This window comes from Pseudomonas sp. RT6P73, assembly GCF_054897715.1.
Genome location: NZ_JBUBUV010000002.1, coordinates 4,670,052 through 4,683,351, shown reverse-complemented (window position 1 = coordinate 4,683,351; position 13,300 = coordinate 4,670,052). Strand labels below are relative to the sequence as shown.

Here is a 13,300-nt window from a genome sequence, read left to right as displayed (position 1 = left end):
GGAATGACAGATGATTGATTTCAACAACAAAGGCTTCTTCAAACTCAAGCAAAACGACGAATACGCTGAACGCGTTACTTCGCTGTTATTGGATGGGGAGCAGGTGATCGACTCCTACAAATCCATGCGCGATGGCGTGGTGTTTACCAACAAGCGGATCATCGCGGTGAACGTGCAGGGCCTCACTGGCAGCAAGAAAGACTTCACCTCGTTGCCGTACAAAAACATCGTGGCGTATTCGGTGGAAACGTCCGGGACGTTTGATCTGGATTCCGAGTTGGAGATTTATTTTTCGTCGTTGGGGAAGGTGAAGTTCGAGTTCACCGGGAAGACATCGATGGTGGAAATTTCAAAGCTGATCTCTCAACATCTGCTCTGAACACACAACCCCTGTGGGAGCGAGACCGGCTTGCCGGCGAGAGCGTCAGTACCGTCAACATCAATGCTGAATGTACTGGCCTCATCGCGAGCAGGCTCGCTCCCACAGGTTTTTAGCTAGTCTCAAGTTCGTGTGAACCTAAGCCTCCCAACCCGCCCCACTGACCGCCGCTCGCGCCAGAGGATGCAAATCCGCCCCTTGATGTTCCGTCTGCCAGGCCAGCAATTCCTTACGCATGCCGGGCGTCCAGTACATCTTCAGATGATTACGCACACCGAGCACGGCCTGTTGCTGGTCCGGTTCGGTGGCGAAGTACTGGGCGATCTGGTTGACCATCTTGATCAGATTCTCCGTACTCATCGGCGTACCTCCGCTTTTGCGCCACGTGCCTGACGGCGATCCTTGAGCAAACGGTCCTGTTCGTCGCTGAATTCCTGATAGCGTTTTTGCCACTCCGAAGGGTGGTAGACGCGGCTGACTTCCACGGCGGTGACCTTGTACTCAGGGCAGTTGGTGGCCCAGTCGGAGTTGTCGGTGGTGATGACGTTGGCCCCCGATTCAGGGAAGTGGAAGGTGGTGTACACCACGCCCGGGGCGACCCGTTCGGTGACCCGCGCACGCAGTACGGTCTGCCCGGCGCGGCTGCCGATGCCGACCCAGTCACCTTCGTTGATGCCACGGCTTTCGGCATCGGTCGGGTGGATTTCGAGGCGGTCTTCATCATGCCAGGCGACGTTTTCGGTACGCCGGGTCTGGGCGCCGACGTTGTACTGGCTGAGAATGCGCCCGGTGGTCAGCAGCAGCGGATAGCGGTTGTTGACCTTCTCCTCGGTGGGCACGTAGCCGGTGAGCATGAAGCGCCCCTTGCCGCGCACGAATTCCTCGATGTGCATGGTCGGCGTGCCGTCCGGGGCGGCGGCGTTGCACGGCCATTGCAGGCTGCCGTGGCTGTCCAGTGCGGCGTAGCTGACGTTGGTGAAGGTCGGCGTCAGGCTGGCGATTTCATCCATGATTTCCGATGGATGTTTGTAGTTCATCGGGTAGCCCAAGGCATTGGCCAATGCCACGGTGCCTTCCCAGTCGGCCTTGCCGCCCAGGGGCTCCATGACTTTACGTACCCGCGAGATGCGCCGCTCGGCGTTGGTGAAGGTGCCGTCTTTTTCCAGGAACGAACTGCCCGGCAGGAACACGTGGGCTAACCGGGCGGTTTCGTTGAGGAAAATGTCCTGCACCACCACGCATTCCATAGCCGACAGCGCTGCGGTGACGTGCTGGGTATTCGGATCGCTCTGAGCGATGTCTTCGCCCTGGCAATACAAACCCTTGAAGGTGCCGGCCAAGGCCGACTCAAACATATTGGGAATGCGCAGGCCCGGGTCAGATTGCAAGGTGACGTTCCAAGCCTGTTCGAACTGCGTCCGTACCACCTCGTTGGAGATGTGCCGGTAACCGGGCAGCTCGTGTGGGAACGAGCCCATGTCGCAAGAACCCTGAACGTTGTTCTGTCCGCGCAGCGGGTTCACGCCGACGCCTTCGCGGCCGATGTTGCCGGTGGCCATGGCCAGGTTGGCGATGCCCATGACGGCGGTGCTGCCCTGGCTGTGCTCGGTGATGCCCAGGCCATAATAGATCGCCGCATTGCCAGCGCCCGCGTACAGACGGGCGGCGGCACGGATGTCGGCAGCGTCTACGCCGCAAATGTCGCCAAGCACTTCCGGCGAGTTTTCCGCGCGGCTGACGAACTCACTCCAGCGGGCGAAATCACTGCCCTCGCAACGGGCGTCGATAAAGGCTTGGTCTTGCAGACCTTCGGTGATGATCACATGGGCCAACGCATTGAGCATGGCGACGTTGGTGCCCGGGCGCAGGGCCAAGTGCAATTCGGCACGGGCATGCACCGAGTCCACCAGATCAATGCGTCGTGGGTCGATGACGATCAGTCGAGCGCCTTCACGCAGGCGGCGTTTGAGCTGGGAGGCGAAAACCGGGTGGGCATCGCTGGGGTTGGCGCCCATCACCAGGATCACGTCGGCCTGCATTACCGAGTCGAAACTCTGGGTGCCGGCAGACTCGCCCAAAGTTTGTTTCAGGCCATAACCAGTCGGCGAGTGGCAGACCCGTGCACAGGTGTCGACGTTGTTGTTGCCGAACGCGGCGCGCACCAGTTTTTGCACCAGGTAGGTTTCTTCGTTGGTGCAGCGGCTGGAGGTGATGCCACCAATGGAGTCGCGGCCATACTTCTGCTGCAACCGACGGAATTCGCTGGCGGCGTAAGTCACCGCCTCATCCCAGCTGACTTCCTGCCACGGGTCGTTGATGTTTTTGCGGATCATCGGCTTGGTAATGCGATCCGGGTGAGTCGCATAACCCCAGGCAAAGCGCCCCTTGACGCAAGAGTGGCCGTGGTTGGCCTGACCGTTCTTGTCCGGAACCATGCGTACCAGCTTGTCGCCCTTCATCTCGGCGCGGAACGAGCAGCCCACGCCGCAATAGGCGCAGGTAGTGATTACGCTGCGTTCAGGCTGACCCAGTTCGACCACGCTTTTTTCCATCAGCGTCGCGGTCGGGCAAGCTTGCACACAGGCGCCGCAAGACACGCATTCCGAGTCGAGGAAGTTCTCGCCACCGGCTGCAGCGACCCGGGATTCGAAACCGCGTCCGGTAATGGTCAGTGCAAAGGTGCCTTGGGTTTCTTCGCAGGCGCGCACGCAGCGGTTGCAAACGATGCACTTGCTCGGGTCGTAATCGAAGTAGGGGTTGGACGTGTCCTTCACGTCGGCTAGATGGTTGTCGCCTTCATAGCCGTAGCGCACTTCGCGCAGGCCAACCTGACCGGCGACGGTTTGCAGCTCGCAGTTGCCGTTGGCCGAACAGGTCAGGCAGTCCAGCGGGTGATCGGAGATGTACAGTTCCATGACGTTGCGGCGCAGGGTCGCGAGCTTCGGCGTCTGGGTGTGCACACTCATGCCTTCAGTGACCGGCGTGGTGCAGGACGCCGGGTAGCCGCGCATGCCGTCGATCTCCACCAGGCACATGCGGCAGGAGCCGAAGGCTTCCAGGCTGTCGGTGGCACACAGTTTCGGAATGGTGGTGCCCAGCAGCGCAGCGGCGCGCATCACCGAAGTGCCTTCAGGTACGCTGATGCTGCGGCCGTCGATGTTCAGCGTTACCTGCACGTCGCTGTCGCGGGCCGGGGTGCCCAGATCGATATCGGTTTTCGGGTCGAAGAGAGAAATCATTGCTCGGCCTCCGAGGCTTGCAGACCGAAGTCGGCGGGGAAGTACTTGAGGGCGCTGATGACCGGAAAGGGGGCCATGCCGCCCAAGGCGCACAGCGAACCGTATTGCATCGTGTCGCACAGGTCTTTGAGGATGATCACTTGCGCATCGCGATCGCTCTGGTCCGGCGCGGCCAGCATCCGGTCTATGACCTCCACGCCCCGGGTCGAGCCAATGCGGCAGGGCGTGCATTTGCCACAGGATTCCTCGGCGCAAAATTGCATGGCGAAACGGGCCATTTGGGCCATGTCCAAGGTGTCGTCAGCCACGACCACACCGCCGTGACCGATCATCGCGCCGATGCCGGCGAAGGCCTCGTAATCCAGTGGTGTATTGAATTGCGATGGGGGTACCCATGTGCCGAGTGGGCCGCCGACTTGCGCGGCCTTCAGCGGCCGGCCACTGGCTGTCCCGCCGCCGTAGTCTTCCACCAGTTCCCGCAGAGTCAGGCCAAAGGCCCGTTCCACCAGCCCGCCCTGACGAATATTGCCCGCCAGTTGGAAAGGCATAGTGCCCAGGGAACGGCCCATGCCGTAATCGCGGTAGAACTGCGCACCCTTGGCCAGAATCAACGGCACCGAGGCCAGAGTCAGCACGTTGTGTACCAGCGTCGGCAAGCCGAAGAGGCCTTTCAAGGCGGGGATCGGCGGCTTGGCGCGGACGATCCCGCGCTTGCCTTCGAGCGAGTCCAGCAGCGCGGTTTCTTCACCGCAGATATAAGCGCCGGCACCGACCCGCACTTCCATATCAAAAGCCTGACCGCTGCCGCCGACATTTGCGCCGAGGTAACCGGCGGTCCGGGTGATGTCCAGCGCCTGGCGCAGGATTGCAACAGCGTCCGGATATTCCGAGCGCACATAGATGTAGCCGTAAGTGGCGCCGACGGTGATGCCGGCAATGGCCATGCCTTCGATTAGCAGGAAGGGGTCGCCTTCCATCAACATGCGGTCGGCGAAGGTGCCGGAGTCGCCTTCGTCGGCGTTGCACACGATGTACTTTTGCGCCGCTTGGGTAGCGCGCACCGTGCGCCATTTGATCCCCGCAGGGAATGCCGCACCGCCACGGCCACGCAGGCCTGAATCGAACACCTCCGTTGCGGTATGCTCACCGCCAACGGTCACGGCCCTTGTTAAACCCTCGAAACCGCCGTGGGCCCGGTAATCGTCCAGCGACAGCGGCCGGGTAATACCGGCGCGGGCGAACAGCAGGCGTTGTTGAGTCTTCAGATAAGGCAATTCTTCCACTAGGCCCAAGGCCAGTGGATGCGCGAGCGGCTCGCCTTGCAGGGCTTCGAGCACGGACGGCACATCGTCTGCGGTCAGCGGACCGAAGCCGATCCGGCCTTGCGGGCTGTCCACCTCCAGCAGCGGTTCCAGCCAGTACAGGCCACGCGAGCTGGTGCGCTGCAGCTCCAGGGGCAGATTGCGTTCCTTGGCCTGAGTGATTAGCGCTGTGGAGACCTCATCGGCACCCACTGCGCGGGCTAGCGAATCAGTGGGCAGATAAAGAGTCGGCATCATGCGTCCTCCCGGCAAGCGTCGAGCAAGGCATCGAGACGCTCAGCACTCAGGCGCGCATGCACCTGGCCATCCAGCTCCAGAGCCGGCGAGCAAGCGCAAGCGCCGAGGCAATACACCGGCCGCAAACTGATGCTGCCGTCGGCACTACTGCCGTGATCATCCAATTGCAAGCGTTCACGCAACTGCGCAGCAAGCGCTTCGGCACCACGGCTCTTGCAGGACTCAGCCCGGCACAGCCGCAGGATATGCTTGGCCGGCGGCGCGGTACGGAAGTCGTGGTAAAAACTGATCACCCCGCGAACCTCCGCCTGACTCTGATTGAGGGCGTGGGCAATCTCGGGGATGGCGGCATCGGGGATGTAACCGATGCGTTCCTGAATATCATGAAGAATGGGCAACAGTGCACCCGCAGAGCCCTTGTGGCGCTCCAGCAGGGTGTTGACCACAGGCAGGTGCAAACTCTCATCAGGCATTCAGCAATCCTCACGGTCACGGACAAACCAGGCGGTTGTCGGTCGTCCGAAAGTGTCGGCTGCGGCACTCACACCACGTCACGGAATCGTGGCAATTTCAGGCCGGTGGCCAGGGCACCCTGAGCGGGCATCTTGTTGTGCCCGACGCGGTCTTCGCCGCACCTCTACTGGGCATAAAGGGCAGCTTGCCACGGCGCTTTTGATTGAACTGCACCAAAGCGACGTGTTCGGTTCTGCCTACGACTATCCATTAAGTCTAGATGAGAGCCGCGCGGGGCGTTTACTCACTGGCTTAATGCCCTGGGGGCTTGTCGATGGGGGATGTATAGCAAGCATTGCAGGTGAGAAACAGCATCAGATTCGTGGGCAATTCAGGGAGCAGATGCGTTGATCTATCCCGCTATAAACCGAAAGCCGTCCACCCCGAGCCAAATAACAAAAAGCCCCGAAAAACCTCGAGGCAAATCCAATGTCCCAGCCACCCCACAAAACCCCTGTGGGAGCCAGCCTGCTGGCGATAGCGCCAGCCCAGCCACCATCAATGCTGAAGATGCACCGCAATGACAACCCAGCCACCTAGTTGGGCCAAATAATGCCCGTCAGCTCACCACAATCCCTGTGGGAGCGGGCTTGCCCCGGGCGGCGTTCCGACGAAAGCGCCAGCCCAGCCAACGTAAATGTTGAATCAACTGCCACCATCACAAGCCACCCACACCCCACAGGCCTCAAACACTAAGCTTCAGCCTTAAACCCCGCCCGCTTAGAAGCCAAATCATTGTCCCGTTCCCGATTCAACACCTTCGCCACATCATCAACCACCGCCTTACCCATCGCCGTCAAACAATGCGCAGCCCAGGCGTGACGGTCGGTGTCTGTGGCGTAGGCAGCATCTTCATTCAGCTTCTTGGCGAGAAACAGAAAGTCAGAAGCCATGGATAACGCATCACCGAGGGGAACGCCCGCGAGTGACAGGGAATAGGGCTTGATCCGCTGATACGTGTTTGTAGAGGAAGCTTCCAGGAATACACCCGAAACTACAGACAGCGAGACTGCAATCCAGCAAACTGAACCACGAAACGCGCGTTCTTTTGGTCGGCTGGGTATTGGGATAATGAACCGCATCTTGCTTTTTGAAATAGCTTCCAGAAAAGCTCGGTTTGGGAAAAGGGAATTATTGAATGTCTGACTTTACTGAGATGAAGACCTGCGTTGCGATCATTGGTGGAGGTATGGCTGGAGCATTGGCTGCGGTAAGACTGGGCATGCTGGGGGTTGAGTACATTATTATTGATGAACCCCTTCCTGCTGCCGATGAAAAAATTGGCGGCTTTGCTCGCTTTTCTGGAGCGAAATTTTCTCTTCCTCCCGCTGGGCTTGGTCTTGTGCCTATAGCGGGAACCCTGGAAAACCTTCAGTCAGTAATAAGTCAAATATTGATCGTGTTGGGGTTGCAGCAAAAGCAGGCTGCGGTTTCAACTGATACATCACGATGCGCGTCTGAAATAAAAGAGTTACGGAAATATGATTCGATAGTTCTTTTGCCTGATGAAATTGAATCGCTACTTAATAAGCTTGAATTACTTGTTTCTTCAAAAGGGTCAGTAGTATATGGGCGGGCGACTGAGTTTGTAGGTGGATCTCGAAGCTGGCTAGTCAAAGTTTTAAACTCTGGGGGGCACGTTCTTGATATTAAATGCGAGAGTGTATTTTACTCAGCTGGAAGGCTTTCAAATGGATTGTTATTAGATGCGGGTGCTCAGCCAACAGATGGCAAAGGTATAGATGTTGGTGTGAGAGTTGAGTTTCTAAATAAAGATGCGTTACAAAACCTGCGAGCCATGGGGCCGGATGCTAAAATAATAAAAGGGGCATGTCGAACATTTTGCTTAAACTCGCCAGGTCATATTTACCGGTATGAACATTCTGGGATAAGTATTCCTGGAGGTGTTGTCGCTGAACAGGCGGTGTTGACCGCAAATGTTGGTTTATTAATGAGGTTGAAGAATAAATCTGGATTTTTAAGAGATGTATGGCCGACCCTAAAAGAACTTGATAGCGTTTTTAGAGATAGTAGCAAAATTATTTTTTCTGGTGGGACTAAGTTTGGTCTGCAGCCAGTGATGCGTAACGTCTTTGGAGACAAGATCGCTTCTGAGATTGAAGGTTTTGCTGAATATCTGATAGATGGAAACTTGTGGGATAAAAGCTACGATTATCGAATTCACTTGCCTTTGCTTGATTGGCATTGGTCTACGTTTGCTATCGCTAATTCGCATCAGACGACAGTACCTGGATTGTATGCGTTAGGTGATAGCTCCGGTCATGCTAGAGGGTTATTGCAAGCGGGAGCTTCTGGGTGGCTCGCAGCAGAGGAGTACGCAAATGCTTGCTAAACGTTCTTGGGATCCGCTATATGGTCGTATTGAAATGTCAGATTTTGAGTTTGGATTGTTGAATCTGGCAGAAGTGCAACGACTAAGATATGTTCGCATGTGTAATATTAACTCTATGCTGATAACTGGCGCGTCGGAAATATCGCGCTTTGAACATATAATCGGAGTTATGTATTTAGCAAAACAATGGGTGCTCTCCCATGGTGTCCCAGAAAGTGAAGGCAAAGACTTTGTAGCCGCCGCGATCTTACATGATATGCAAACTGGGCCGTTTGGGCATTCAATGCAATATGTGTTGGAAGATAATGAGTTAGACTCAGAATTTTTACATGATGACCTTTCTCACGGTTTGAAAGCAAAATACTATCAGGAACTACTGGCGGGAGCCTCTTTTTCAGGTAAGCCTTTCGGAGCGCAAAGATATCTGGCTGAGCGATGGGCTAACGTAGCTAGCTTAATCCGTGGAGGTGGAGATTTAGGTCCCTTAATCGCCGGGACAATGGATTTAGATAATATAGATAATGTGATAAGGCTAGCTTATCATGTAGGTATAACAGAGCAATCTGATCTGAAAATTCCGCTGGAACTGGCATCAAACTTAAGTGTCTCTGGTGGAATTATATCGCTTCCCAATAAGTGTATAAAAGTAGTTGAGAGATGGCAAGAGATTAGAAGTAGGCTATATACTTTGTTATTATTAGATTGGGCTGAGTTTTCAGCTAAAGCAATGTTGACAAAGATCATTGAGCGAGCTGCTCATTATGAGTTGATTGGTGCTGATTCATGGATACTTACAGATCATGAGTTTCTGGATCGACTAGAGCGTACTGCCTTAGGCGAGTCGCAAGAAGTTAAAGAGTTGGTGTCTCGACTTAAGTGTGGGGATCTATATCAGCCAATAGTATTACTTTCATCTGATGGGGTTGAGCAGTATGCAAGACTTTCAACAATAGAAAGTAAAGGTCGGTTAGAGAAGGAAATTATAAAAAACTTCAAAGGGAAAGCGGCAAAAGTATTGGTGCATTTTATTCTTGATAATGGAAAAACTCAGCGAAGCGTTACTTTTTTTTCTGAAGATGATTTTTGTGTAAAAGAGGTTGGGGCTAATACTCATCGCGTTTTGGCAGGTTTATTTGTAGCCAATTCTATTTCAGAGCAGGATCGTCAGGCCATGCGTTCTATGTTTGTAACGGCTCTTTCGGGCGAAGGCCTGCACAATATTACAGAACTTGATGATCCGATGGGATCGTCCTCGCATGAGCAAGCAACTCTCTTATGATTTCTCATAAAATTAAGCGTCAGCTTGAACTTGTTGATTGGGACTTTACTAAGCATCTTCCCGGAACAACTAAAAGTATACATTGGTATCCTGGGACTTATCCTGCCGATGTGCCGACAACAATAATCCAGGCCCTTTCCGGGTCTGAGGATTTAGTATTTGATCCTTATGGTGGTGTCGGTACCACAGTGCTGGAAGCAATTCGACAGGGGCGGAAGGGATGGGCTGTGGAGGCCAATCCTATTGGGTCCTTAGCAACATATGTTGCCGGAGGTCTAATACTGTTAAAGTCAGTTGACTCTAAGCTAGTGCCCTTGGTTTTTGAGTTTCTTCGCGAAAGTCTAATAGGGCTTGAGCAGGATCGCGGAAAAGCTATGCCGGGCCTGCTGGAGCGAGATAATGGTTTTTTAGAGCAGATAAACTCAATTATAAGCTCCGCAGTTAGTCCGGGTCCTGAGCATTTTATAGAGAACTTTCAAGCCAGTCCATGTCTTGAGAGTCTGGTTGATTGGTTTGAAAAAACAACGTTGGAAAAACTTATAAATATAAATGAGCTGGCAGGAGAGGCCGAGTTTAGAGGGTTTCCTGGGCTGATTGTAAAGGCAATGCTTTCCTCTATTTTGCGCTCTTGCTCATCGCAAATAAAAAGCTGGGGGCATATAGCTGACAATGTAAAACCTAAAGAGTTTGTCGCTAAGGATGTCTATGCGTTGGCGCGAAAGTGGTTAACCAAATTTGAATCAATGGTTAGAAATACAGACGTAAGTCTAGGCGATTTTGAACCGGAATCTGGTGTTAGACTTTTCGTTTCATTGCACAGTTGGGGCGATAATGGCTTACCCGCGATTGTACCGCCTCAGTTATCTTCGTTAATGGTCACAAGCCCACCCTATGCCGGTGCTATTGATTACACCTTAGCGCAACGACTTTCGCTATATATGTTTGGTTTTGCCGATGATAGTGTTTCTTCGTTGTGTAAAAGAGAGATCGGGGCTCGCCGTAAGAGGTTTATGTCGACTTCTACAGAGACCTGGGCTCGAGAGTTGCAAGAAGCGCTAAAAAAACAAGTTGAGTTAATAGCACAGCCAGGCTTTGCAGCTTTTGTCTTGCCTCATAAAGACGCAGGACGCGATTTAGGCACGCAGTTGCTTACCGATTGCCTTTTTGAATCTGGGTGGCAAAGAATTATTGAAGTTGATAGGTCCATTCGGCAGGGAAGGGCAAGGCAATCTTGGACATCGATCAAACGTGAAACTTTACATATATTTGGCAAATAAGAATTTCTGAGGATCAAGGATGCGAACTCTAATTGTATTGGTCGGTGTGCAAGGGGCGGGAAAAACTACATTGCTTAACGATTTAGAGTTTGGGACGGTTTTAAAGCCTTCTACCTCTCGAAAACCACGAAATAATAATGATAAGGAATATCACTTTGAAAATGTGCCATGGGTTGACAGTGATTTTGCGTGGACAATAAGTTATAAGGGGTGTAGTTATGGAATGAGGTTGTCGGAACTAGATGCTATTCAGGATGTTGGAATTACTGTATTTCAACCCAGTAGTCTCGCTTCTCTTAGGGCTTCTGCTGCTTGTGATAATTTCGAAGTTGTGACAGTGGGGTTAGATACAATATCTAGTTTGGCAGAGCAAAAGCGTCGTGTCGGGGGGGGGCAAACCGTTTAGCCACTCAGACACAACTAGACACAGAAATACAAGATGTTAGGCAGTGCGATGTGGTTCTTTCTGGGAACCAGGATCACGTAAGGACGGCATTTGTAGAAATAGTTAAACTGTTAGGGGGACGAGGGGGAGTGCTTGGAAAAGCTTCTATCTCGAGTTTAATTAATGCCGGCGCATTACTAAAAAATACAGTGGGTGAAAATGTTGAAATTGCCAGTTACGATCTGAGGCTTGCGGATAAGTATTGGTGTCAAGGCGATTACCATATTCTTTCGTTGGAAAAACCGACAGCTGAAATACCACCATATTCTTTTGTACTAGTGCAAGCGGTAGAGGAGGCAGTGTTGCCTCGATTTATTACGGGTACTTTTGATCTTCGAGTGAAGTTGTTTTTTTCAGGAGTCATACTTTCAAATGGACCGCAGGTAGACCCTGGGTACAGAGGGTCACTTTTTTGTATGCTTTACAATGCGAGCGGAACCCCTGTGGGCTTAACGCGCGGGCAGCATTTTGCTACGATACAATTTCAAACGCTCTCATCTAATTCTGCTGGTTATGCTGCAAGTTATCAAGGTAAGGTTGATTTTACCGACTTTCTAAATGGAAGCGATTCTATTAAGCCCGGGGGGCAAATAATCGAATATATTGACAATAAATATATTAGTATTGAGAGTAATTATCGAGACTCTCGAAATTGGTTTTATGTAATTGTTGGTATTGTTGCCGCAGCTGTTTTGGCAGTGACTGCGCTGGCTTATAATCAAGTTGATAAAATGGCTGCTGCTACTGAGAAGTCTAACTCTGCAACTGAAAAGGCGAGTGCAGTAGTTGAGTCTGCTAGCAAAAAAGAACTGGAGTTTAAAGCTTCTTCAAAGCTGCATTCGGAAGAAATCAGTAAGCTGCAGCGGGAACTGCTGGATCTAAAGTCTCAATTGGAAACCAAAAATCGTCCTGCAAAGAGATAAAGTACGGTGAAGAAATTTAAACTGGGTGTTTTGGGTGGCGCTAGCCGCAAAGGTGGTAGTAGATACTTCAAAGTTTCCGAAAAATTTGCTCGATTTTGCTCTGATAATTCCTTCGAGGTGATTAGTTGTGGGGCGAGTTCGGGGGTTGTTGGAGTGTTTGTTAAAGGCTGTGCCGACTTAGGCGTTGTTCAAAGTGCTATTGCTTTGCAGTGCGAGTCTGAGAATGTAGACTCGAGGATTTTGGTTGTTTCTTACGTTGACGATATTGCAATGCGTAAGAAATTAATTCTTTTGGAGTCTGATCTAATAGTTGTGTTGCCAGGTGGGCTTGGCACTTTTGATGAGGCGATTGGGTATCTTTCAAGTTATAAGGCTGGTGAGCATAAAACTCCAATTTTTTTATGTAATCAAGATGGGTTTTATGAGCCGCTTTTGAAAGTGTTTGAACAGTTAATAGATGAGGGTTTTTTGGCGGCTGGTTTTGCTTCCGAAATAAAAACTTTTGATGTGGAAAGCTTTTCCATAGTTGGCGATTTCGCGACTGATTTATCTGGACGGTCGCTTTAATTAGTGCTGCAACCATTGACGTATTATTTGTTTTTATTTGTTCAGTCTTATTTGAAATTACGCACCTTTAGGCATGTTGCGGTTTTTTTTTGCTGCTATTGCTGTCCAAATCAAAGAGTCGCAACTACGGGCGGCCTCTTCACTGGATATCTTTCAGGTAATTAGAAAGTGCAATAAGCGGCGTATCAAGCTGCTCCAACGTCCTTGCATTGCTGAAATCACCTGCCACCCGAAGCAGCTCCCGACCCAACGGTGTATCAAAACCGCCGATAGCGCCCAACGCCAAACCCACACAATGCGCCACTCGAAACTGAATCCCCTCAACATCTCCCTTGCGCACCAGCAACCCAAACACCTCCCTCTCATAATCACTCATGATCGGATCATCCCGAAGAATCGGACTCGACCCTTCCGTCTCATAAGCCAGCTTGAGACAGAACAAAGCAACAGTTTCCAGCAGCAGTTCCATGGGGTGAATCCTTGAGAATTGTCGTACCCGCCGAAACAAGCGAGGAGATCAAAAGCATCGCCAGCAAGCCGGCTCCTACAGGACGGCGGGGCGTCAGCCACTTTATCGCAGACGAAAAAAAAGGCCTTGCCAAAGCAAGACCTTTCTTAATTTTGGTGCCCCGAGGGAGACTCGAACTCCCACTCCTTTCGAAAACGGATTTTGAATCCGCCGCGTCTACCAATTCCGCCATCAGGGCTCAATGGCGGCGAAGTATAGAGATGAGATTACCGTCGGTCAATCAGGGACATAGAGAAT

Annotated in this window: 12 protein-coding genes, 1 tRNA gene and 1 pseudogene; 7 read left to right on the top strand and 7 right to left on the bottom strand. The window is 52.2% G+C overall.

Annotated features, from left to right (window positions below; genetic code table 11):
* Positions 1-10: 10 nt before the first annotated feature.
* Entirely contained in the window at positions 11-379 is a 369-nt protein-coding gene (locus ACYZT6_RS21795; RefSeq protein ID WP_461976566.1) for a PH domain-containing protein, read from the top strand.
* 138 nt (positions 380-517) lie between these two features.
* Here ACYZT6_RS21795 and ACYZT6_RS21790 read toward each other — a convergent pair whose 3' ends face one another.
* The 5 genes and pseudogenes from ACYZT6_RS21790 to ACYZT6_RS21770 all read right to left on the bottom strand — a co-directional run bounded on the left by ACYZT6_RS21790 (position 518) and on the right by ACYZT6_RS21770 (position 6,674).
* Entirely contained in the window at positions 518-739 is a 222-nt protein-coding gene (locus ACYZT6_RS21790; protein WP_462028587.1) for a formate dehydrogenase subunit delta, read from the bottom strand.
* Positions 736-3,618 carry a formate dehydrogenase subunit alpha gene (gene fdhF, locus ACYZT6_RS21785; RefSeq protein WP_462028586.1) on the bottom strand — a complete coding sequence of 961 codons (2,883 nt, stop codon included), beginning with the start codon at positions 3,616-3,618 and terminating at the stop codon, positions 736-738. The genes ACYZT6_RS21790 and fdhF overlap by 4 nt, the downstream gene beginning before the upstream one ends.
* Positions 3,615-5,177, bottom strand: a complete 1,563-nt coding sequence (locus tag ACYZT6_RS21780) for a formate dehydrogenase beta subunit (RefSeq protein ID WP_462028585.1) — start codon at positions 5,175-5,177, stop codon at positions 3,615-3,617. The genes fdhF and ACYZT6_RS21780 overlap by 4 nt, the downstream gene beginning before the upstream one ends.
* Positions 5,174-5,650 (bottom strand): formate dehydrogenase subunit gamma, encoded by a 477-nt coding sequence (locus tag ACYZT6_RS21775; RefSeq protein WP_461976558.1) that lies wholly within the window; start codon positions 5,648-5,650, stop codon positions 5,174-5,176. The genes ACYZT6_RS21780 and ACYZT6_RS21775 overlap by 4 nt, the downstream gene beginning before the upstream one ends.
* A 732-nt stretch (positions 5,651-6,382) precedes the next feature.
* Positions 6,383-6,674 (bottom strand): annotated as a pseudogene (locus ACYZT6_RS21770) (DUF3077 domain-containing protein).
* Between the two features lie 154 nt (positions 6,675-6,828).
* On the opposite strand from ACYZT6_RS21770, the gene ACYZT6_RS21765 reads away from it, so the two are divergent.
* From ACYZT6_RS21765 to ACYZT6_RS21740, 6 genes are all read left to right on the top strand, one after another.
* On the top strand, positions 6,829-8,043 hold the full coding sequence (locus tag ACYZT6_RS21765; RefSeq protein WP_462028584.1) for a hypothetical protein: 1,215 nt from the start codon (positions 6,829-6,831) through the stop codon (positions 8,041-8,043).
* Positions 8,033-9,322 carry an HD domain-containing protein gene (locus tag ACYZT6_RS21760; RefSeq protein WP_462028583.1) on the top strand — a complete coding sequence of 430 codons (1,290 nt, stop codon included), beginning with the start codon at positions 8,033-8,035 and terminating at the stop codon, positions 9,320-9,322. Before ACYZT6_RS21765 ends, ACYZT6_RS21760 begins: the two co-directional genes overlap by 11 nt.
* Positions 9,319-10,599 (top strand): DNA methyltransferase, encoded by a 1,281-nt coding sequence (locus ACYZT6_RS21755; protein WP_462028582.1) that lies wholly within the window; start codon positions 9,319-9,321, stop codon positions 10,597-10,599. Before ACYZT6_RS21760 ends, ACYZT6_RS21755 begins: the two co-directional genes overlap by 4 nt.
* Before the next feature lie 19 nt (positions 10,600-10,618).
* Positions 10,619-11,005, top strand: coding sequence for a hypothetical protein (locus ACYZT6_RS21750; protein ID WP_462028581.1), 387 nt, complete (start codon positions 10,619-10,621; stop codon positions 11,003-11,005).
* 128 nt (positions 11,006-11,133) lie between these two features.
* Complete coding sequence (locus tag ACYZT6_RS21745; protein ID WP_462028580.1) at positions 11,134-11,967, top strand: dCTP deaminase domain-containing protein; 834 nt, start codon at positions 11,134-11,136, stop codon at positions 11,965-11,967.
* Between the two features lie 6 nt (positions 11,968-11,973).
* Positions 11,974-12,534, top strand: a complete 561-nt coding sequence (locus tag ACYZT6_RS21740; protein ID WP_462028579.1) for an LOG family protein — start codon at positions 11,974-11,976, stop codon at positions 12,532-12,534.
* Between the two features lie 139 nt (positions 12,535-12,673).
* On the opposite strand, the gene ACYZT6_RS21735 is transcribed toward ACYZT6_RS21740, so the two are convergent.
* On the bottom strand, positions 12,674-13,003 hold the full coding sequence (locus ACYZT6_RS21735; RefSeq protein ID WP_462028578.1) for a hypothetical protein: 330 nt from the start codon (positions 13,001-13,003) through the stop codon (positions 12,674-12,676).
* Between the two features lie 153 nt (positions 13,004-13,156).
* Positions 13,157-13,241 (bottom strand) — tRNA-Leu (locus ACYZT6_RS21730).
* Between the last annotated feature and the right edge of the window lie 59 nt (positions 13,242-13,300).